Consider the following 21604-nt stretch of genomic DNA (forward strand, 5'->3'; position numbering starts at 1 on the left):
CTTGATGAAGATAGATTTGTAGATCTAGTAGAGCGTGCCTGGAGAGAGAGGATCTGCTTTTAGGATGGACTTACGATTTTGTTTGTTCTAGTTGATAACTTAATCCAACCCAGGAGAAGACCACGATGGCTAGAGTGAATCCGATCGAAGTACAAAAGCACCTCAAAGGCATTGACTATCCCGTTGACAAAGAAAATCTGCTCAAACATTTGCAGCAAAATGGTGCCGACGAAGACCTGCAATCTGTTTTAGAAGAATTGCCAGATGAGGAGTATGAAACCGCGGCTGATGTCAGCAAGGCGATCGGTCAAATTGAATAAGTGGGCGTGAGTTGGCGATGACCCGCTACCCACCAGAACTGCTCAGTACCAGCTATTCCAGCGCGTTGATAGGATGTGACTGGAGTCGCTGGGCTTTGTTTCCTCATCGATCGCTTTCACGACTCGTCGGTAAAGATCTTCTGCTTGCTGAGGCGAGTTGCCAATGCTGGTGAGTCCTAACTTCCCAAACTCTGATAAGCAGCCCATGAGATGAAACACGGTGCCTGTCTCGGTGCTGGTGTCAAAGTGAAGTTGATGATGCGCGATGATGTCCATCAGATCGTTAGGGAGCAAGCCGCGATACTGGTCTTTTTGCAGGTTGTCTGTTGCCATGTAATATTTGGCGCGTCCCTGCTGACTGTAGAATAAGCCGCTTGAGAGGTCGTAGCGGCCGTTTGTCATAAACTTGAGCGTCATAAACGGGTGGGTTGTGCCTCCTTTGCGAAGGTTGATTTCGATCGCCTGAAAATCCCAGTCATCTGTATCGGGATCGTGAACCGCGACAAAATCAACGCCAAACCGCTCCAAAACGCCCTTCTCAGCTAGCGTCTTGCCAACGCGCAGCCCCAATTCTTGTAAACGCATCCGATAGACTTCATCCGCAGGGAAACGGCATCCCAAATAGATCTGCCCGCTGGGGCCGCCCAGAATTTGATCGTGGGTTGAGAGAATTTCGACTTCTCCGATCGGCGTAACTCGTCCCTGAACACTAGGCGATCTCTTTTCCTCCCCTTCGATAAAGGCTTCTGCAATGGCTCCCAGTTCGGGAATGCGACTGCTGTAGTTTTCCCAGGTCTCAGATTTTGCCTCAAAGCGCAAGGTTTTGAATCGCTCTAAAAGGGTGGTCACGCGATCGGAATGAGTGGCCAACCCAGGCGCAATTTCTTCTAGTGGACGCAGATCCAGAAGTGCATTCCCTTCGCCCGAAAATCCCTCATTTAATTTGATCACGATGCGTTTGAGGGTGGGCTGTCGTTCCCAAAGTTCGGCGGCGGCTACTGCGAGATCTTTAGCATTCCAGACGAGTAAACTGCCATCGGGATGAGGAACGCCACTCTCAGCAAAGATTTGACGGCTGCCGCTTTTGGTGCCCCAGATCAGTAAGTTTGGGTCAAGCGCGAATAGTGGAATATCTAACTGAATGGATAAATCTCGCTCTAGAGGGGTTGAGTTATAGCAAATCATATAAGCTCGATCGTGACTCACCGCCTGCCGAATCCGCTCTAGCAACCGAGGACGATCGAGAATTTTTTGACTCAGGGGGCGAGTTGAAGAGTCATAAGTAGACAGCAGCAGCAGGCGATCGCGAGCGTGAGAAAACGGAATTCCGGGGAGGAGTTGTAAATAGTAGTCAATCACGCTGGGATGAAGCGGCTGTGACGTAATGTAAACCAGCCTTGTACGAGGATTTCGCAAACGAATTAATGAGAATAGTAAGCGTTCTTCATAATGGTGGAAGCCTTCGATCTTTAGCAGTTCGCGCTGATCGACGCTAATCGAAGGAATGACCACAATATCGGCATCACTCGTGTCAAAATCGTCAGCACTCCGCCAGCGATCGCGCAATGTGAGATTAAGCTGCTGAAAGGGTTCTGCTGAGTCAACGGAAATATCAAGAGAGTTCATATACATAACCCCTGATGGGTGGGATATCAGCGATCATACAGATTAGATTGACAGTGACAATACGTGCGGAGGAGGGAAATTGCTGAGATGGAGGACGTGAAGGCAACGTTGAGAAAAAAGCTTCTGCAAAAACGGCGATCGCTCTCCCTTAATGAGTGGCAGTGCAAAAGTCAACAAATCTGTGACCATCTACAAGCCTTTCCCCTGTTTCGAGACGCGAAAACGATTTTGACTTACTTTAGTTTTAGGCAGGAACCCGATCTGAGTTTGTTATGGAAACTGGATAAAGTCTTGGGAGTGCCTCGCTGTGTCGAAAATTCTCTCTTCTGGCATCTTTTTCCCTCTGACTTTCCGACCCAGACAGGCGCTTATGGCATTACCGAGCCGCATCCTGAAGCCCCGATCGTGACGATCGATCGCGTTGATTTAATCCTGGTTCCCTGTGTCGCTTGTGATCAGCGCGGTTACCGTCTTGGCTATGGAGGAGGCTTTTACGATCGCCTCTTCAGTTCTCCTAGATGGGCAGACAAACCGACGATCGGAATCGTCTTCCAGTTTGGAGTCTTGGAAGCGCTGGCGATCGACCCGTGGGATCGTCCCCTCCAATTTATCTGCACCGAGGTTGGGGTGACTGCATCCTTAAGCTAACCTCCTCCCTCCTCCCTCCTCCCTCCTCCCTCCTAATGCCCCTTGGTCGCTCTCAGCATGTGATAAACAATCAGCAGTTGTGTCAATGCCAGGGGATAGCTTTGCAGCGTTTCACCTGTGGTGCCAGAGATTTTACCTAGCTCAGTGTTGGACTGGGTACTACAAAACGTCAACAACTCTGGCGCTTTATTGCAGATAAACTTTTCTAACTCTCGAACCTGCTCGATCGTCGCGTGTCCATCCACTTCTAAGACATCGACGGGCTTGCCCATATCGCGATCGAGACACAACCGAATGGCAGACTTGCCCTGGGGATCAGACAAACTGGCAACTTGAGTCAAATCGGGGTGAGAAATCGTCGGTCGGAGCACCAAACGTACATTGAGATGACCATTGGTCTCCTGAGATTCTGCGGGGGGTGGGTAAAAACTGACCACCATATCGGCCCAGGTACGCTGCGGACGAATGAACTGTTCTGAATCGGGTTCTCGCTTTTGCATCTCTGCTAAAACCTGCTCCTCAGAGTAGCCGCGCTTTTGCGTATCACGTTTGACCTTCCACTGAGTTCGTAGCGCTTCGGGAGGAGCCAGGTAAACTTTAACGTCATAAGAATCTAGCACCGCGCGAGTCGAATACCCCAATAGCCCTTCAATGATGATGAACTTGTTAGGCTTAATGTATTGCGGTGGCTCAAAGCTGCCTGTCTTGTGGCTGTAGATGGGTTTTAGAATGGGCTGTCCGGTTCGCAACAATGAAAGATGCTGCTGCATGATGTCTAGATGGTTGCAGTCAGGATGCAGAGCAGTGATGCCCAATTTGGCGCGTTGGGTGCGATCGTAGCGGTGATAGTCATCTGTGCAGATCGTGGTGACGTTCTCTTCTCCCAGTACCTGAGCAATGCCTCTGGTCAGGGTTGTTTTACCCGCAGCACTATCACCCACAATGCCAAGAATAATGGGGCGATGGGTCATGAATCCTCCGATAATAGGTCATCCACACATTGGTCTCATTCTATGGACAACTGCGTAGGGAAGCAATCTAAGTTTGTTCAAGAATGATTGCGAAAGATAGCGAGTTGATAAAGCAGTTTTGTTTTGTTCAACCCTTATTTGCATTCGTCACACTGGATTCATGACTCTCTTACCATTACTTATAGTCTATGATTACCCCCGAAGAAACCTTGATCCTGAGAGAGAAAGCATCCGTTATTCTGAAGACGGACAGGTAATTTTTGCAGCGAAATTGTGCTAGAGGCAGTTCGACGGCCCCAGTCATCTCGCTCAGCCTGCCGCCGCCCTTCACTACTGATTTAGTAGCTTGCAGTCTTTCCTAAACCTATGAAAATATTTGTCTTTCACACGCCTGAGTTGACTCCAGATCAAAACGGTGCGGATTGTGCGATCGCCATTGATGTGCTTCGGGCGACGAGTACGATCGCGACAGCGCTGTCGGTGGGTGCTGAGGCCGTTCAGGTCTTTAGTGATATGGACAAGCTGATGTATGAGAGTGATGCGTGGCCCTCTGAGAAGCGGTTGCGTGCGGGAGAGCGGGGAGGGAGTCGGGTGACGGGCTGTGAGATGGGCAATTCGCCTTTGGACTGTACACCGGAACTGATGCACGATCGCCGTCTCTTTATCAGTACGACGAATGGAACGCGGGCGCTGCAAAAGATTCAAGGATCGACTACGGTTTTGGCGGCGGCGTTGATCAATCGTCAGGCGGTGGTCGATCATTTGCTCAAACATCAACCCGAAACGGTTTGGATTGTGGGTGCGGGCTGGGAAGGATCGTTTGCGCTGGAGGATACGGTTTGTGCGGGGGCGATCGCTCACAGTGTTGCAGCAGGGCTAGGAGTCACGATGGAAGAGTTGGCTGGCAATGATGAAGTGACGGGGGCCGTTTCGCTGTATGAGCAGTGGCAAGCGGATTTGTTGGGGTTGTTGCATCATGCGAGTCATGGTAAGCGACTGTTGCGGCTCGATTGTCACGATGACTTGAAGTATTGTTCTCAAACAGATGTGCTGGATGTGTTGCCGATTCAGCGTGAGATTGGGGTGTTGGTTAGAGGTTAATTGATTAGTTGAAAGATTGGTGATGGGTCATTTGTTGGAGTGCCGATCGCCAATCTTAGGCGGGTGGGTTAATTGCTAGAAGTGCTGTGTGTCCCCTCTGCAATTTAGGTAAAGGCAAATCTGACTTTATCAACCATGTGTAATCACTTTTTCCTCTGCCAAGGCCTTTGCTAAAACCGCTGCTGCTTCAAAGGAGTCATGTAAACCTTGGCTACCTGCTTTGCTTTGAGTGTCCAATGGGACTAAGCTTGATTCCTTTAATAATTCAGTTACCAGGAAACGTAACAACAAGAGCTTATCAGAATGAGATAATTCCTTCAGCAGGGGCACAAGTTCGGGGAGAGACATAAGCTTTCCATTGATTTAGGTTGAATCTGTTGCATCTATCTTAGAGCGTTTGGTTTGCCTCGATCGCCTCATTGCTCAAGCAGAGTCAGCTATTGAAGCTAATATTGAAGCTAATCGTGTGAGAGATCTAGATGAAGTCCTTTGCAACGGCTGATTTCTAGAAAACCCATACACGACGAATATCAGAATTTTTTGAACTAGGTTAAAGCGGACTAGTACCTTATTGGGGTGATGAAGAAAGTCGTTGGGCTTTGTTTCGATCATGTTGTCGCTCAATTGTATTGTTATACGGCTGGGCGATCGGTAGGGACAACGCTAGTCTGGAGTTGCCTTGAAGCGGTAAGATTAAAAACCTTCTGCATTGTCTGTGTAGTTGAGCTATGTTGTTACCAAGCAATTCATAAGTGATCAAAGAGACATGACAAATCTGCTCGTTCTCGGCAACATCAATCAGTTCACATTTGCAAACTCTGTAATCGCAGCCAATGCCAAGGCTGAGGAAATATTTGGGCAGGGTCTAACTAATATATTTGTTGTACATTCAAGAGACTCCTATGCCAAGCTAAAGAGTATTGAAGATTGGGTAGGTCATACGGAGAAAAATGGTGTAAGCCGAGAATTGTTTGTCAATAAAATCATTGAGATTACATCAGAAGATGACTCGATTAAAAGATTTGTTGATTATATTGAGTTTATTTTGAAAGGTATTCCAAATGGATCAAACCTCATTATTGATATTACGAATGGAACTTCATTACAGAAAAATTTACTCTCAATAGCTTCATACATTCTTGACGTAAGAAATCAGTATACGATCGATGTCTCTAAGTTATTTGAACTAACCAAAGAGAGAGGCTTTCTTCCAACTAATATTTTGTTATCCTGCTATTCTCCAGTTCCTGATAGTACTAGACTGGATAGCATTGCTTATCTAAATCTGTCAGAAATGGTACGCTACAGGAAAATTATAGAATCACATGCTAATAGATATGTAGCCATAGATCCAAGTTCCTCTGATAGAGAGTTTTTCAAGGATAACTTGGGTCATTCTATTCAATTAAAGTTACAAGGAGATCAGAGTAAAGATAATGCTATTTATCGAATAGCAGCTTCATCAATTTCGGCTAGTGTGGAGGATCTAATTCGCCTTCTAGTGAGCAAATTTGTCCTAACTGATACTCCTGATGGAGTAGATCGCAAAACTTTTGGACAAAAGCTGAAAATCATTCAAGCCAAAATTGAAAAAGACGCACCATCTGATTTTGATGTAGAGTTTTTTAGCAAGTTCAATGATTTCATCCTGTACTTGAGAAATAGTTCCACACATAAAGGTAAGCTTTTAACTGACTTGGAGAAGTTCAAGGCGGAACTTTCCGTCAAAATGGCGTTTCCCTTTATTGAATTTTATACAGACATCGTGCATCCTTTGCTATCAAGTGGTGAGCTTTCTAGAGAGCCGAAGCATATGAAAAAATTAGCATATGCTGATATAGCGCCAGAAGACGCTTTGTATTATGGGTTGGACGGAGATGATACAGGAAAGATATTGGAAGAACTTTTTCTTGCCTGTAGCGATGAATCCAGCTTTCGGAAATTAAGCAAAGATGTAGCGAATGCAATTTCAAAAATTTCTAAATTTGTTGCTGATAAGCTTGGCAAAAATGCAATCGTATTTGAGGCAGGCGACGATCTTCTGTTCAAGGGAAATCTTCAAGAAGATGCACTTTTGGAAATGCAAGCTATGTACTCACAATTAACGCCTGGGCTAACGTGCTCAATCGGTTATGGGAGATCATTTCAAGAAGTATATTTAGCATTAAAACTAGCGAAGACTCAGCCAGGTAAAAATGCTATTGTTGGAATTGAGCTTTGTTGAGTTTGTCGCTGCATAACAATCCCGCTGCACCGGAACGAAGTCAAGTTATCGGTGAGATGCAAAGGCTGTCTGCGTCCGGTGAGCGGGAACGTTGGTCGATCGCTTCATTCTCTAACAGAATCTATTTGCTCCAGTAGGCATTGAGCAATTCGTTTGGCGGCTCCCGGTTCTCCCATGCGGCGGTGACCATTTTCAACCATGAGTTGCAAACTGTCTGGATTGTTCAACAGTGCTTTTAACTTGGCGGCGACTTGATTGGGCTGTTCGACCAGGGTAACGGAGGCTCCGAGGAGGCGAGTTTGAGCTTCTGCAAAGACGGGCGTGAACTGGGGGCCCTGTCCCGGAATGATGATTGCAGGTTTCCCCAGTCCGATAAATTGCTCGGTTGCGGTGCCTGCGAGTGCGATCGCCACATCCGATCGCTGCAAACATTCTGCAAATCGTTGGGGCATTAACTCTAGAGTTGCTTGTTTTTCACCAAAGCCGAGTGTGTAGCGATTTAGATCTGAAGGTTGCCAGCGATATTCTAGAAGCATTTTGTGAAATCGTTCCAGTTCTAATCCAGGTGCGATCGCTGCTAACCCTAGTATTGGTCTTCCCATTTGCCCTAGCATTCCATTAATGGCTTGTAGAATGATCTCCCAATTGTTGTAGGCTTCGGGAATTCTTGAGCCGGGGATGAGGGCGATCGTCAAAGGAAGCGCCGTTTGAATCTTAAATTTTGACGGTTGACGGGATGTATCTGACCACTCTAAGCCGTCCATCATCGGATTGCCCAAGTCAAAGGCGGGAACGTTGAACTGTTGCAAAATATTGGCGGTGATGCGATCGCGCGGAAAAACAGCTTTGCAGCGGGGATGACTCATTAGCCAGCGTTCCCACGGGTGATAGACGCAGCCTGTCCACCGCTCTAGGCGATCGTCCCACCAGGATTTTCGAGGGAGCCAGCCGCTTTCGTCGCGCAGATAATACTCTGATTTTGCCGTTCCAATAAAGGCATAAGGAACACCACTCACTAGGGCAAACAGCAAGGGTACGATGTCGCCCACTGCAAGGATAAAGGAATTTTTGGGATCGGCTGCTGCCCAAGTGCGAATGGCTTTGATTTGAGCGATCGTTAACTGCACCAATCCCTCTTTCACGTCTCGCACCAGTTGCCGACTGTCCATGTGAATGAAGCCACCAGAAGGCATCGATTGAACAGTGCCGATCGTGGCGATTCCTAGCTTCTGGTAGGCGTGACCTTCCCCGACGATCGGGAGTGCTTGAATGTCAGGACAGCCCAACTGCTGTTGAAGTTCGGATAAAACGCGAGTGGCGATCGCATCTTCGCCGTGACCATTGCTGAGACAGAGAAGGCGCATGGCAACGAGGAGTAAGGGACTTGACTAGAATACTATGCTACTTGTTGGGCTGAAATGGGGAGCGATCGGGCAGGTGACTTTGGACGAAGCAGCATTGAAAGTTTGATGTCTACGTCTAATGGCTCTTTTTGCTGTTGTCACACTCATTTAGAGAACTGAGAACTACTCCACAAGCTCCACTACACACTTTAGTCGCAGGTTTGTTTCTTAAATGGTAACGGCAGGCTTGTTTTACTTTGAGGCGCAGCATAATGCAGCCATCCAACGAACTGCGGACACGTTGCCCCATGCTGTTGAACGATGCTCGAATCTATCAGATCTTTTTTCTGTCACTGTTTTTGCTAGTCGGACTGGAGACACGGGACTGGTCACTGCATCTAGAAATGGTGGGCATAACAATCGCCACCTGTTTGTTAACGCAATGGTTCATTATTCCAGGAGATGAGGACGATCCGCGTCTGACCTTTGGACTCAAGGTGTCAAAACTCAAAACATTGCCCAGTGCTTTAATTACAGCGTTGGGGTTGAGCCTATTGTTGCGGGCGGATCATTACAGCACGATCGTTCTGGCGAGTGTGGCAGCAATTTTGAGTAAGCGGCTGTTGCGAGTGGGTAAAAAGCACCTGTTTAATCCGGCTAACTTTGGAATCATTGTCGCGTTGTTGGTCACGTCTGATGCGTGGGTGTCGCCGGGGCAGTGGGGCGAAGAAGGCTGGTATGCGCTGCTGTTTTTGGGGGCGGGCGGGCTGGTTCTCAGGCGAGTGGGCAGATGGGATACGACGATCGCGTTTCTCGCCACTTATCTGGGTTTAGAAGCTGTCCGTAATGCTTGGTTGGGCTGGACATGGGATGTTTGGGGTCATCGACTGATGAGTGGTTCGCTGCTGATGTTTGCGCTGTTTATGGTCACCGATCCGCGCACCATTCCCAATTCTCAAACGGGCCGAATCATCTGGGCAATGGCGATCGCGTTTCTCACCTTTATTCTTCGCAATCAATTTTTTGTATCAACTGCTGTGTTTTGGGCGCTGTTTGCTTTAGCTCCTCTCAGCATTGTGTTAGACATGCTCTTTCCTGATGAGCGTTTTTTCTGGAATTCAGATGCATCTATCGCTAATCCACTCGATCGCTCAATCACTAATCCATCACTTTGAGGAGGTTGCTATGAGATCTTTCCGAATTTTTTCAGCGTTTCTAATTGTCTGTCTAAGCTGCTTTATTTTTGTTCCCAAAGCCTGGGCGTTTTGCGGATTTTATGTGGCTAAAGCTGATGCAAAACTTTATAACCAGGCCTCTCAGGTCGCAATTGCTCGAAACGGCGATCGCACCATCTTAACAATGGCAAATGATTATCAGGGTGAGGTCAAAGACTTTGCGATCGTTGTTCCTGTTCCGGTTGTTTTACAAAAAGAGCAGGTGAAAATTAGCGATTCCAAAATCATCGAAAGATTGGATGCTTTTAGCGCTCCTCGACTGGTTGAATATTTTGATCCTGATCCTTGTACCCCACAGGAATCAATGCTTGATCAAAGGCCGCTGTCTGCTCCGATGCCTTCAGCCGCTGTTTCCTCAAGGGCGCGAAATGAATCCCTCGGTGTGACTGTAGAAGCGAAGTTTACGGTAGGCGAATATGACATTCTAATTCTCAGCGCTAAAGAATCGGGCGGATTGGAAACTTGGCTCGTGCAAAATGGCTATCGAATGCCGCGTGGCGCAAAGCAATTATTGAAACCTTACATTCGGCAAAAGCTAAAATTCTTCGTCGCTAAAGTCAATTTAGAGGAGTACGACAAAGCGGGTTTTCAATCCCTGCGACCGCTGCAAATTAGCTACAATTCGCCTCGATTTATGTTGCCGATTCGATTGGGAATGATCAACGCTCAAAGCGCACAGGATTTAATCGTCTACATTCTGTCGCCCAAAGGACAAGCCGAAGTTACTAATTACCGAACAGTTAAAATTCCGTCTGACGCTGAAGTACCACTCTTTGTGAAAGACGAATTTAGTAGCTTTTATAAGGCCATGTTTACTAAAACTTACGATCGCGAAGATCAAAAAGTCGCTTTTCTAGAATATGCCTGGAATATGAGCAACTGTGATCCTTGTTCGGCTGATCCGCTCAACCCAGAAGAACTTAAGCAGGCAGGGGTACTTTGGCTAGACGGGACAGATGAGAAGATGTCAATGCCGCGAGTGCGTCGTCCGGTGTTTAATTCTAATGTTTTCATGACTCGTCTGCACGTCCGCTACACCCGCGATAAATTTCCTGAAGATTTGATGTTTCAAGACACTAACAACCAAGAAACCTTTCAAGGCCGCTACATTTTGCGCCATCCATTTAAGGGTGAAACAAGCTGTTCAGAAGGCAGACGATATCAACGATCGCTCCGTCAACGCTTTGAAGAACAGTCCCAAACTCTAGCTCGTCTCACAGGCTGGAAGATCGATGACATTCGCAAAAAACAGCCGCAGCTACAAAGTCAGATCCCCTGGTGGAACGAGGTTTGGCTGTCTCTAATTGGACAGTAAGGGCGAGGGACGTTGGACATTGGACATTGGACTTTTTGAGCCTGAGAGAATGTTTGAGAAGTCGATCGCAACGTGACATTAGGTTCTGGCTTACCGCATTTATTTGCGATCGACTAATTCTCCAATGTCCAACGTCTAACTTTCAATGTTCAATGTCCAATGTTCAACGTCTAATGTCTATCTTCTACCTGACAATGACGCTCGACGTTTCATTAGCTGACGCGCTCCAAAACCTAATATGAATAGCACACTTGGAATGACCGTTTGTGGTTCGGGAACTGGTTCAGCCCGAAAGATGCCTGCACGACCGTCGGCTAGTTGGGAATAGAAAACAACTTGATCGAGATTATTTAACCCTCTTGTGGAAAACGACCCGATCGCACTCACCGTAGACCCAAACAACGGATCGCCCGTCGCAATGATCTTGTTGGCATCTGTATAATTTTCAAAAAACAAGCCTTGAGGACTTGGGTAGACAGAACCAATAAACTCAGCCTGAAGAACAACTTTGCCCTGATCATTGATCGCAGGCTGACTAACCCGCACTGGGGAAGTGCCACTAAAACCAGACTGACCATAAATCACTCTTGCGGTGGGGCCGCCTTTGCTGTCTCCGATCAAAATTCCAGTGCTGCCACCTGCCCCTGCAAAAGCTGTTGCATAGGTTCCCTGGTTATTGAGAGAAACTGGGTAAACTCCGCCGTTTGCAAGCGTTGTCAGAGGAGCGTCACCCACTTTGGCAAACAGTCCCCCAAACCCCAGCGAACCGCCAAAACCTGATGAAAAGACAACCGTATTCGCATTATTAATCGCCACCGAATTGGGAACCGTTGGAATTGCGGAGGATTCATTAGTTTTGAGTTCGATCGCGCTCAACTGACCGTTGCTGCTAATTAATACATTGGGAGTCGGTGCAAAATTTTGGTTGGGGTCAGAATCTGCATATTGGTAGGCAGCAAATGCAACCGTCCCGGCATCATTGATCGCAGGAGGAATTGGCGCATAGCTTCGATCAGATAGAGCAGCATTGTTTAAGGTGGCGATCGTCGTTAGCCCATTCCCCGAACCTGTGAAAACTCCTACATTTCTACGGCTGTCTGTAGTGGCTCCAAAGGCAACTGTCCCCGCATTGTTAATAGATGGATTACTCAACACAGACTGAAAATTGGAACGAGTCCCGCTAACCGCGATCGGCGTAATGGTGCCCCCGCTCCCCGTAAAAACGCCTGTGCTTCCGTCATTTAATGTGCCGCTAAAGGCGACGGTGCCGTTGTCATTGAGGGCTGGCGAATTCAAAAATCGACCAAACCCATCCGTCGTATCCGCAATCTTGGTAAAAGTAAAATTAGCCGCGATCGCCTTCTCCGCTAACAGGCTAAACGCGATCGCCGTGGAGCAGGTCATCAGGCGCAAGAATGGTTTCATAAACACCAATGTTTTAAGTTGGTACTTACGGTAAAAGTTACAGCGCCAGTTAACAACTTCTTAGGGAATAGATTCAGGTTAGGGAATAGATTTAGGGGATGCCGTTTAACATGAATTCAATGAATTTCATTTGCTGCGTTATTTGCATCTTCTGCCCTCCAAGCTGCCAATTCTGAGGGACTTTAAGACAAGCAAATTGACCTTACAGCAAAGAGTCTCCTAACGTGACGCTCCCATCTTGAATGACCGTTGCCAAAACACCTGTGTCCCTATGATGGAAGGCTTGTTGAAGGAGAGAAAACAGAGGAAGATCACGCACTCCGGTATCAGGATCAACGTCAATGTTTAGACAGCGAGGTAGACGGGCTTCGATCGCAATTCGAGCCGTCCCGATGTTGAATTCTCGCCCGACCCAATTGAGTTCTTCCCAGGCTGAAACACCTTCTACAACAATGTTGGGACGAAATCGCCGCGAGTCAACAAACTGCCCCGTCAACTGACTCAAATTTTCTAAAGTCGCCGTACTAATTAGCGATAAATGAACGTGATTGCGATCGGGATAGCGAGTCGTCCCTTCTCCAGTCCCCACCAATCTCAAAGGACGCGGCTCAATCTTTTGGTCAGAAACCGTGGTGAGATAATGGCTAAAAAATTGGCTGATTTGAGTGCGCCCGATCGCTGTATTTGCCTCCGCCGTCAACAACTCAGCATCTTCTCGCCGCACGGTTAAAACGCCCGTAGAGGCCTCATATTCACAAGCCAAAGCCGCTAATTCGGGTCGATCGCACTGCATCGCAAAGCTTTTCTTGTTTTTCCAGGGAACGATTGGATCAGTCGTTTCAGCATCGGCAGTATCGTACATCAAAGCAAAGGCGCGATCGCCCGGAATGCCATGTCCCGTCAGCAGATCGACACGAGTAGACAACTGAGGCGTAAGCCCTTTGATCGGATGAGTGAAGAGTTGTTTGACGCGAATAGTAGTCATATACACAAGTTTAATAACGAATTCGGGGATCGATGTAAGCGTTGATCACGTCGATCGCAATACTCGCGAGAGCTACGATCGCGGCAAAGAATACCACAATTCCTTGAACGGTTGGATAGTCACGCTGGTCGATCGCGAGTGCCAGTCGATTTCCCAGTCCTGGCCAGGAAAAGGTAATCTCGGTCAAAACGGCTCCCCCTAGCAGAGAGGCTAACGTCAATCCCAAAATGGTGATCACGGGGATCATGGCATTCTTAAGCGCATGGCTAAAGAGAATTTTGGATTCTGAAATGCCTCTGGCTCTGGCGGCTTCGACGTAATCAGCTTGCAGGGTTTGTTTTAGATTAACTCGGACAATGCGTTCAAAAATACTGCTAATCGAAATTCCCAACGTCAGGCAGGGTAGAGCGAGGTAATAAAGGGCGATCAAAAATTGATTGAGGTTGCCCCGAAGGAGACTGTCGATCGTATAGATTCCCGTCACACTTTCAGGCGCAGGCACCGTCACCGGAAAGCGAGTTCCTAATGGAAAAATTCCTAACTGCACTGAGAAAACAAGCTGGAGCAACATTCCCAACCAGAATAGCGGAATCGAGTAAGTGACAATGCCAAACAGCCGTCCGCCCGTATCGAATGCAGTATTAGGACGAGAAGCCGACACCGTACCGACGAGAATGCCCACGATGAACGCGATCGCCAGACTAAAAAGCGCCAATTCCACCGTCGCCGGAAAAAACTCCTGAATGGTAGCCCAAACGGATTGCCCCTGCCCTACAAACGATTCACCCAGATTGAGGCGCAATAGCTGCCCCATGTATTTGAGGTATTGCATCCACAGCGGCTTGTCCAAGTCTAAGGCGGCTCTGCGTTCTGCTTTCACCGCTTCGGGCGCATGGGGGCCCAAAATGGCATCGATCGGATCTCCCGGTGTGGCTCTCAGCAACAAAAACACAACCGACGTGATCAGCCACAGCATCAAAGGGGCCAGCAAAATCCGCGCAAAAATGTAGTAACGGAGAGAACTCGATCGAGACATAAGCGACGAGGTAAAGAAAGATCAAGGTTGCCATTCCTGTGAGTTACTTTACCGCAAGTTTGCTAACTGTTTGGTAGATGCTGTAAGCGATTTCACAAACTCGTCTTAGAGAATCGTCAGATAAGTTTGTGTTGGACTAATGGGCAACAGTTTCAGTTGTTGGTTTTGCAAATCGAGTTCGATTCCCAACGCTTCTAAAGGAATCACACCCAGCAAAGGAGCCTGCCCGCCTGGAAGTTCTAAACACTCAAATGTGCCCTCACGACCCATGAGAGAAATTTTGGCATCCTGAAAAATTCGTGCCTTACCAATACCCGTAGCGGTCTCAACATCAACCTCTCTGAGAACGGGTAACCCCAATTGAGCGATCGTGCTTGCAGGTAAACAAAGCGTCGTTGCGCCAGTGTCCACCAAAACGTTTTTGAGAACAATAGAGCGCACTTGCTCAACTGGCAGAAGTTCTCTTTCTGAGAGGGCTTGATCAACGCGGTTGACGATCGTCAGGGTAGTTGTAATTTTGCCCATTTCTATGTTTATTTGCATAACTTTGATCTCAGCAATACCCCTTCAATATGGCAGATTTTTTGCTAAATAATTTTTGTTGTTGCTCAAGATTTACGCAGCATCCAAAGCGGAACTTTTTGCGTGGCTTGTAAGCTGGCTCCCTGGACGTTTTTTTGAGCAAATAAGAAGTCTTTGTTTTGCCAAAGAGGGACAAAGGGAACGTCTTTTGCCAGAATATCTTGAAGTTGACCAAAGAGCTTTTTACGAGATGTGAAATTGAGTTCTTGACGGCTACGATCGATTAGCTCATTCGCTTCTTGACTGTAATAAAACGACCCTTGAGAAAAGCTTTGTCCTTCTTCGCATCCCTTCTCAGCACTGCCTTTTGTGCATTCTAAAAACGGATAAATATAGTTGTCTGAGTCGAGAAAGTCGGGAGTCCAGTCTAATAAAAAAATTGGGTAAACGCCTTTGTCTAAGTTCTTGTAGGCCATCGTTGATTCAATACTATTCAAATCAATTTGCATGATCTTTCCTAAGTACTTTTGAACGATCGCTCTTATCGTCATGGCAGCGAGTTGATCATTGGGCAAATTGGAGCGATACCAAAACTCAACCTTTAAGGGATTTGATTCTGAGTAGCCTGCTTTTTGCAACAGTTCACTTGCTTTTTGAACGTTGCGATCGCCGTACTGTTCAAATACGGGCTTCTGTTCTGCAAGCGTTGCCGGAATTAAGCTATAAAGCGGATCAATTTGTCCTTGAAAGACCCGACTTTGTAATAAAGGACGATCGACAATGGCAGCGATCGCTTGTCTGACTTCTAGTTTATCCAACGGAGGAGACTGCATATTCAACGACAGATAATCAATCCCGCTTCCGGCTTCTTCTACAATTTGCCAACCCTTGTCGGCCTTGCTTTCTCTGAGGTTGCGGATTTGTTCGAGGGCTAATCCTTGATAGGCAACATCAACGGCACCTGTGCGAAATGCATTAAACAAATTAGCAGGACTGGAGAAGAATTGAATATCAATCCCACGATTTTTTGGCTTGCCGCCCCAGTAGCGATCGAACGCCTCAAGCTGCATTGAATCTGTTCCATATCTAACTAGTTTGTAAGCGCCCGTGCCTACAAATTCTTTGGGTTTGAACTTGTTTTCGCCAATCTCATACGCTTTGGGTGAAACGGCACACGCCCCTGAAAATGCCAGCAGCGAAGGGAATGCTGCAAATGGTTTTTTTAATTTAATCGTCAGCTCATACGTTCCTGTCGCCTGAATTGAATCAACTGTACCCGACAACAAAAACGCAGGCGATCCCCCATTTTTCATGAATCGCTCTAATGAAAACGTCATCGCTTTGGCATCAAAGGCAGCGCCATCATGAAAGACCACGCCTTGCCTCAACGGAATTTTGTAAGTCAAGCCATCTTTGCTAACGGTGGGTAGGGCTGTAGCAAGCTGTGGCTCTAATTTTGTGGTGCCTAACTGATAGCTGTAGAGACGATCGCCCAGGTTATAAAGCAAGTTCCCAGAAAAAACATTGTAGGCATCTGCGGGGTCGATCGTGCTAACTTTCGCCGTCGTTCCTAATGTGATGCGTCCGGTGTCGGATCTGTTTTGGGGAGTCGATCGACTACAACTCACCGCCAAAATACAGCACAACCCAAACAGCATCAACCCTCTCAACCATTCACCCAGAGAGAAACGCCACAACTTTTTCACCATAACTTTTTCACGATAAGACCTGCGATCGCAGAAGGTATGGCTAGTCTACATCAGTTGCGTGAAGCGCAGGATTGAGGAAGCGGCTCATTCTAAAAGTACAAGACAGTTCTTGAAGTGATCGAGGCGACGTGCAACTTTTTCTTAGCCCCCTTTTGAATGGAGTTGGGGGATCGTACCGTTGGAGGCACAGTCTAGAGATCCCCCCTCATCCCCCTTAAAAAGGCTACCGTGTACACACAAGTCCGGAATCGCTTCGTTTCAATCGGCTTCAGCCCCCTAAATCCCCCATTCTGGGGGACTTTGACCTAGAGAGATTGCCTAGCATTCCAATTTTGGGGGATTTAGAGGGCGAAGGGTCTCGGCAATGACGGATCAATCAACTTGTGTGTACACGGTAGCCTTCAAAAGGGGGACGTTGATCAGAAAGTTGCACATTGCCTTGCTCGCTCACAATCTAACCGTCTGCTGCCAAAATTTCTTGAGTCGTCAGTCGCAGCCCTTGAAGCATTTCAAGTTGGGATTGAACCACATCGCCGCCTCGGAATTGACCCATCTCGATGTATTGCTCACCTTGCAGCTTTAGTACTGTGATCACCTGATATTCGGGGTCGAGCAGCCAATATTCAGCAATGCCTCGTTTGGCATACTGGGCGCGTTTGCGGTTGCTATCTCGCTCTCGGTTGGTTCTGCCAGGGCTAACAACTTCAGCCACTAAGAGAGGCGGTGGCATGTCTATTTTGATTGTGAGTCGCTTTTGGGTCAAAGTCAGATGCACCTCATCTAAAATCACCAGATCTGGGTAACGATTTGCAGCATCTTGCTTGTGTAAGACGGGGACTTGAATCTCACATTTTCCGGGGCGAATCAGCCGAAACGGAATGCCCAAAGCAGCAAATTTGAGAAATAAGAAGTTGGCAATGCTGTCGTTTAGCTCTGATTCGGGAGGCAATTTGATCAACGCTCCATCGACTAATTCATAACGGTTGTCGCTGCCGTCGTCATAGGCTAAGTATTCTTCAAATGTTGAAAACCGAGGCTTTGCGACTGTCATAGCGTAATCTCCTGACTGACCTAGATGAGTGCAACCCGTTTACTCTTCGATCACGTCGTCTTTTTCAATATTATCGATCGTTCCATTCAAAATCTTCTCAAACAACTCATCTGAAGACATTCCACGCTTTTTGGCGACGTACTCTAGAATTTTCTCAATCTCAGTTTTCTTCTCGTTGATGCCGTTACTGACGAGCGATCCTGCTTGGGCCGATTTGCTTCGATTTGCCAGCCAAGCCCAAACGGTTAACCAGTCGTCATCATGTTCGCTGAGTGGGCCTACAGGAAAGCGTTTCGGCATGTTTGTTTCAGAGTTTCTCAGTTAGAGCTACAAAATCGAAAAAAATGTTTCAGTTTTGATTCACTTTATTTTTTGAATCTGATATGATTTGACCAAAGCGAAAGGCCAGTGCGTCCCGTGGAAAGTTCTGCACTGGCCAAGCTCCAAACTCAATGGAGATATAAATATTATGCACGATCGAGACTTCTTGAATCGATGGTTTGTGGTGCGGCTATTGCCCAAAATGCAGCGCATCGTCGTGGCTCGATTTTGCACCCAATCTGAAGCAGAAGCGTATGTGAAAATCGTGCGGCAACTCATTCCAGAAGGCGAGTTTTTGGTGCTGTTTGACGATTTTAGGAATTGAACGCCGGGAAAAAATTGGCACCGACCGATCGCTTCAATCGTCGCAGCGCCCGATCTTTCATATTGGTAAACAGCAGTTCTCCACACAAAAGCTGAGTCGCAATCCGAGTCGCCCGCTCATACTTCACGCCGTATTTGTAGCAAACGCCCGTCCATTGATAAAAGACCTTTGCCAGATTCAAAGCGGCATCAAAATTGGCGGCAAACTCATCGTGAATGCGATCGGTGTACTGATCCGCCGCGTCTTCTGACAAACACTGAGCCGCAATGATGCCACTCTTAACAGCGTGAAAAATGCCGTCGCCAAACAGGGGATTGATCAGCCCTGCTGCATCGCCAACTAAGAGAATTCGCCCTTCGTGTAAGGTTTCTTTGCCGCTCCAGGTCGGTAACGGGTGAGCATGAAACTTGAGCGCGTCGCGATCGTACTTCACCCCCAGCGCATCCATATAATCAAAAATCGTCTTTTGCAACTGAAGGCGAATCTCTCGCCCGCCCCGCGCATCTTTTTGATCTGGCCGAAACAGTCCCGCCCCCACATTCAAATGATCGGCTTTGGGAAAAATCCAGCCGTAGCCTCGTTTTACCGCTCCATATTCCAGATGAGCAACATCGGGTCTAAGTTCAAGATGACCGTCGCCCCAGGTGTGTGGATGCTCAACTTCCATTGCGATGGCGATCGCGCGATCTTTTCTCAGATTTGTCGATTTGACGGTAATTCCATTCGCCCCATCCGCGCCGATCACATACCGAGCCTTCGCGAGAAACTCACTGCCTGTCTTCACGCCCTCCGCCCGAATTCTTACGCCATCTGGTTCCACTTCGAGCGATCGCACCGCCAATCCATCCCGCAACTCTGCCCCTGCTTGCATCGCCCTTTGAGCCAGCGCATTGTCAAAAATCGATCGCTGCACCATCCACAGAGACAGTCGATCGCTCGACCCCGGCGGATTCATCGGCGCAAGGTAAGAATCTGCAAAATTCCAGGTATGCCGCATGTGGGTGACATCCGATTCGACAAATGCTTCGGGTGCCAGATCGTGTAAAACCGTCTGCATCACCATCGGCATTCCGCCCCCACAGGTCTTGTGCCGAGGCAAAAACTGCTTTTCGAGTAAGGCAACCTTTAGCCCCGATCGGGCCGCCTCTGCTGCCGCCATCGCCCCAGACGGCCCCGCCCCACACACTACCACATCGTAATTCTGCATATCTCGATCGTTTCCTAAACCGCACTCATTAGCCTAATCCACAGACCCAAAAAATAGGAATGCCCCTCCCTTTCTTAAGATGACTTTGATGAAAGTTTTTCGCTTCGGTGTTCAGTGCTTCTGCCCCCCAACTCCCCAATTCTGGGGGACTTTAGGACAAAGTTTTTGGTTCAAATTCCCTTATGCGGAAGAGATTTAGAGGACGCTCTCAGATTTGCAAACGAACTGACGTTTTTTATCTCTCCTCGCGGAGCAAAGTTATCCTTCATCCCTCATCCCTCATCCCTCATCCCTCATCCCTCCCAACCTCCCTCATCTCCTCCAAAAGCTGCTCCATCGATCCCTCTCGCCACCAGTCGCCTCGCAGATTGACTCCCAAAACATACTGCTTTTTGGAACAAGAAATAATCACAGAAACGCCTCGTTCGAGCAGTTTAGATCCCAGTTCGTAAGCTTGATCTCGACGCTGGGCACTAAAGGTTTGAAACTGCAAAAACAGTTCGCCCTGGTAGTTGATACCATCACAGATGCGATCGTTAAACCAAAACTTAAAAAAGCGACAATCAGCCTCATTGGACAGCAGCAACTTCATGTTGAATAATCTTTAGATTGCACAGCCATGCACGGATTTGCTTATTGTATTCAGTGAACTTGTGTTTGGGAGAATTGATCGGCGCGATCGTCTGACAGTGGGCGGCGCAAGTTGCCTCATTACGCAGATTACGGGGTAGGCATTTTCAAACTATCCAGAGAAAAGCGCTGCAATTAGAAATTGATTCAAAACATGCGATGAATTAGACAAATTAATCGCTAAAAGTGTTGTTGCTTACCCTCAACGCTGACCAATGGCGCACTCCGTCTAAAAACCAACTCGTCTTCATCGGGCGCGATCCGGATGCGCTGCAACTTCGGCAGCAATTAACTAACTGCTTGAGCCGATGATCTCCGTTTGGTCGCCCCTTAGTTGTCTGTGAGAACTGATCTCAAAAGGTTCGGATACGGCTCTCAACGTCTTATGCCAATCATAGATGCCCTCCGACTTAAAATAGCTTCGCAAGAGCCTGCGGCTACGGGGCTACAAGAACGAAGTGTGCCTTCGCACACTAAAGAAGCGATTTTAACGGTTAGTCCACGGAGGTAGACTTTGCTCTGATAGCAGCGTTGCTGAAGGCTCTTGCGAAGCTAACATTCATCGCCAGGTATTCATGCCGAAAGTCTATTCAATCTCCTGGCTGAGACTTGCCCTTTGAGAAAGAACCTCTATGATAGTGATAACGATTATCGTTTTAGAAAGATAGAGGAACCTACCTTATGGTCACTGACTTGCTAGTGGATTCCGTTCCTGTAACCGTCTTGACTGGCTATCTGGGCGCAGGCAAAACCACTCTACTCAATCGCATTCTCACACACGAACACGGTAAGAAGATCGCCGTCATCGTCAACGAATTTGGTGAGGTGGGTATTGACAACCAACTGATCATTGATGCTGACGAAGAAATTTTTGAAATGAACAACGGCTGCATCTGCTGTACTGTTCGCGGTGATTTAATTCGGATTATTGGCAACTTGATGCGGCGACGCGACAAATTTGATCATCTCGTGATTGAGACGACGGGATTGGCTGACCCGGCCCCGGTGATTCAGACTTTCTTTATGGATGAAGATGTCAAAGCGCAGGCCCAGCTTGATGCTGTTGTGACAGTCGTTGATGCAAAACACATCGGGCAACATTGGGATGCAGAGGAAGCACAGGAGCAAATCGCCTTTGCGGATGTCATTTTACTCAACAAATCAGATTTAGTTGAACCTCAGCAGTTAGACGAGCTAGAGCAGCAAATTCGAGGGATGAATGCACTTGCCAAAATTTATCGCACCCAAAACGCCGAACTAGAAATGGATGCCCTGCTGGGAGTTGGGGCGTTTGACCTGACCCGCGCTTTAGAAATTGACCCCGACTTTTTAGGCGAAGATAGCCACCAGCACGATGAATCTGTCTACTCGGTGGCACTGGTTGAGTCGGGCGCATTAGACGGACAAAGATTAAATCAGTGGATTAGCGAATTGCTGCGCTTTCAAGGGCAAGACATTTTTCGCATGAAAGGCATCCTCAACATTGATGGAGAAGACCGTCGATTTGTGTTTCAAGGCGTGCATATGCTGTTTGATGGCAGCGCCGATCGCCTCTGGGGCACCTCGAAAAATCCAATCTGAGGGTCTTAGATTGAGACAGGTGTGAGATC

General features: G+C 47.6%; 23 protein-coding genes. 9 read left to right on the forward strand and 14 right to left on the reverse strand.

Annotation, left to right across the window (positions count from 1 at the left end; genetic code table 11):
- Positions 1-125 precede the first annotated feature (125 nt).
- The gene (locus tag ACKFKF_RS06995) at positions 126-320 is read left to right on the forward strand and encodes a DUF2795 domain-containing protein (RefSeq protein ID WP_446867025.1); all 195 of its coding nucleotides are present in this window, start codon (positions 126-128) and stop codon (positions 318-320) included.
- 42 nt (positions 321-362) lie between these two features.
- Here the strand turns inward: ACKFKF_RS06995 and ACKFKF_RS07000 are convergent, their stop codons facing one another.
- Positions 363-1946 (reverse strand): peptide ligase PGM1-related protein, encoded by a 1584-nt coding sequence (locus ACKFKF_RS07000; RefSeq protein ID WP_446867026.1) that lies wholly within the window; start codon positions 1944-1946, stop codon positions 363-365.
- An 87-nt stretch (positions 1947-2033) separates the two neighbouring features.
- Here ACKFKF_RS07000 and ACKFKF_RS07005 point away from each other — a divergent pair, with 87 nt between their 5' ends.
- The gene (locus ACKFKF_RS07005) at positions 2034-2594 is read left to right on the forward strand and encodes a 5-formyltetrahydrofolate cyclo-ligase (protein WP_446867027.1); all 561 of its coding nucleotides are present in this window, start codon (positions 2034-2036) and stop codon (positions 2592-2594) included.
- Positions 2595-2626: 32 nt separating this feature from the next.
- Here ACKFKF_RS07005 and ACKFKF_RS07010 read toward each other — a convergent pair whose 3' ends face one another.
- A complete protein-coding gene (locus tag ACKFKF_RS07010; RefSeq protein ID WP_446867028.1) occupies positions 2627-3565 on the reverse strand; it encodes a phosphoribulokinase in 939 nt (312 codons plus the stop codon).
- 366 nt (positions 3566-3931) lie between these two features.
- On the opposite strand from ACKFKF_RS07010, the gene ACKFKF_RS07015 reads away from it, so the two are divergent.
- A complete protein-coding gene (locus tag ACKFKF_RS07015; protein WP_446867030.1) occupies positions 3932-4666 on the forward strand; it encodes a 2-phosphosulfolactate phosphatase family protein in 735 nt (244 codons plus the stop codon).
- Positions 4667-4795: 129 nt separating this feature from the next.
- Here ACKFKF_RS07015 and ACKFKF_RS07020 read toward each other — a convergent pair whose 3' ends face one another.
- Positions 4796-5014, reverse strand: a complete 219-nt coding sequence (locus ACKFKF_RS07020; RefSeq protein ID WP_446867032.1) for a hypothetical protein — start codon at positions 5012-5014, stop codon at positions 4796-4798.
- Between the two features lie 418 nt (positions 5015-5432).
- Between ACKFKF_RS07020 and ACKFKF_RS07025 the strand changes: the two genes are divergently transcribed.
- Complete coding sequence (locus ACKFKF_RS07025) at positions 5433-6890, forward strand: mCpol domain-containing protein (RefSeq protein WP_446867033.1); 1458 nt, start codon at positions 5433-5435, stop codon at positions 6888-6890.
- A gap of 104 nt (positions 6891-6994) precedes the next feature.
- Here ACKFKF_RS07025 and ACKFKF_RS07030 read toward each other — a convergent pair whose 3' ends face one another.
- Together ACKFKF_RS07030 and ACKFKF_RS07035 are read right to left on the reverse strand one after the other, a co-directional pair.
- On the reverse strand, positions 6995-8254 hold the full coding sequence (locus tag ACKFKF_RS07030; RefSeq protein WP_446867034.1) for a lipid-A-disaccharide synthase-related protein: 1260 nt from the start codon (positions 8252-8254) through the stop codon (positions 6995-6997).
- 115 nt (positions 8255-8369) lie between these two features.
- Positions 8370-8543 carry a hypothetical protein gene (locus ACKFKF_RS07035; protein WP_446867035.1) on the reverse strand — a complete coding sequence of 58 codons (174 nt, stop codon included), beginning with the start codon at positions 8541-8543 and terminating at the stop codon, positions 8370-8372.
- Here ACKFKF_RS07035 and ACKFKF_RS07040 point away from each other — a divergent pair.
- Complete coding sequence (locus ACKFKF_RS07040; RefSeq protein WP_446867037.1) at positions 8542-9408, forward strand: RnfABCDGE type electron transport complex subunit D; 867 nt, start codon at positions 8542-8544, stop codon at positions 9406-9408. The genes ACKFKF_RS07035 and ACKFKF_RS07040 overlap by 2 nt on opposite strands.
- Positions 9409-9418: 10 nt before the next feature.
- The gene (locus ACKFKF_RS07045) at positions 9419-10783 is read left to right on the forward strand and encodes a DUF2330 domain-containing protein (protein ID WP_446867038.1); all 1365 of its coding nucleotides are present in this window, start codon (positions 9419-9421) and stop codon (positions 10781-10783) included.
- A 177-nt stretch (positions 10784-10960) separates the two neighbouring features.
- On the opposite strand, the gene ACKFKF_RS07050 is transcribed toward ACKFKF_RS07045, so the two are convergent.
- From ACKFKF_RS07050 to ACKFKF_RS07080, 7 genes are all read right to left on the reverse strand, one after another.
- Positions 10961-12208 (reverse strand): DUF7453 family protein, encoded by a 1248-nt coding sequence (locus ACKFKF_RS07050; protein WP_446867040.1) that lies wholly within the window; start codon positions 12206-12208, stop codon positions 10961-10963.
- A gap of 202 nt (positions 12209-12410) precedes the next feature.
- Complete coding sequence (locus ACKFKF_RS07055; RefSeq protein ID WP_446867041.1) at positions 12411-13193, reverse strand: MOSC domain-containing protein; 783 nt, start codon at positions 13191-13193, stop codon at positions 12411-12413.
- A 10-nt stretch (positions 13194-13203) separates the two neighbouring features.
- A complete protein-coding gene (locus tag ACKFKF_RS07060; RefSeq protein ID WP_446859916.1) occupies positions 13204-14229 on the reverse strand; it encodes an ABC transporter permease in 1026 nt (341 codons plus the stop codon).
- A gap of 105 nt (positions 14230-14334) precedes the next feature.
- A complete protein-coding gene (locus ACKFKF_RS07065) occupies positions 14335-14772 on the reverse strand; it encodes a retroviral-like aspartic protease family protein (protein WP_446867042.1) in 438 nt (145 codons plus the stop codon).
- A 65-nt stretch (positions 14773-14837) separates the two neighbouring features.
- Positions 14838-16460, reverse strand: coding sequence for an ABC transporter substrate-binding protein (locus ACKFKF_RS07070; protein WP_446867043.1), 1623 nt, complete (start codon positions 16458-16460; stop codon positions 14838-14840).
- 454 nt (positions 16461-16914) lie between these two features.
- Complete coding sequence (locus ACKFKF_RS07075; RefSeq protein ID WP_446867044.1) at positions 16915-17511, reverse strand: Uma2 family endonuclease; 597 nt, start codon at positions 17509-17511, stop codon at positions 16915-16917.
- A gap of 39 nt (positions 17512-17550) precedes the next feature.
- On the reverse strand, positions 17551-17811 hold the full coding sequence (locus ACKFKF_RS07080) for a hypothetical protein (RefSeq protein ID WP_446867045.1): 261 nt from the start codon (positions 17809-17811) through the stop codon (positions 17551-17553).
- A 169-nt stretch (positions 17812-17980) separates the two neighbouring features.
- Between ACKFKF_RS07080 and ACKFKF_RS07085 the strand changes: the two genes are divergently transcribed.
- On the forward strand, positions 17981-18157 hold the full coding sequence (locus ACKFKF_RS07085; RefSeq protein ID WP_446867046.1) for a hypothetical protein: 177 nt from the start codon (positions 17981-17983) through the stop codon (positions 18155-18157).
- Here ACKFKF_RS07085 and ACKFKF_RS07090 read toward each other — a convergent pair.
- Complete coding sequence (locus ACKFKF_RS07090; protein WP_446867047.1) at positions 18147-19364, reverse strand: geranylgeranyl reductase family protein; 1218 nt, start codon at positions 19362-19364, stop codon at positions 18147-18149. The genes ACKFKF_RS07085 and ACKFKF_RS07090 overlap by 11 nt on opposite strands.
- A 286-nt stretch (positions 19365-19650) precedes the next feature.
- The gene (locus ACKFKF_RS07095; RefSeq protein WP_446867049.1) at positions 19651-19956 is read right to left on the reverse strand and encodes a hypothetical protein; all 306 of its coding nucleotides are present in this window, start codon (positions 19954-19956) and stop codon (positions 19651-19653) included.
- A 227-nt stretch (positions 19957-20183) separates the two neighbouring features.
- Here ACKFKF_RS07095 and ACKFKF_RS07100 point away from each other — a divergent pair, with 227 nt between their 5' ends.
- Both ACKFKF_RS07100 and ACKFKF_RS07105 read left to right on the forward strand, forming a co-directional pair.
- Positions 20184-20306, forward strand: a complete 123-nt coding sequence (locus ACKFKF_RS07100; protein WP_446867050.1) for a GTP-binding protein — start codon at positions 20184-20186, stop codon at positions 20304-20306.
- A gap of 369 nt (positions 20307-20675) precedes the next feature.
- The gene (locus ACKFKF_RS07105; protein WP_446867052.1) at positions 20676-21575 is read left to right on the forward strand and encodes a CobW family GTP-binding protein; all 900 of its coding nucleotides are present in this window, start codon (positions 20676-20678) and stop codon (positions 21573-21575) included.
- Positions 21576-21604: the final 29 nt, after the last annotated feature.

The sequence above is a fragment of the Phormidesmis sp. 146-12 genome, assembly GCF_052939495.1.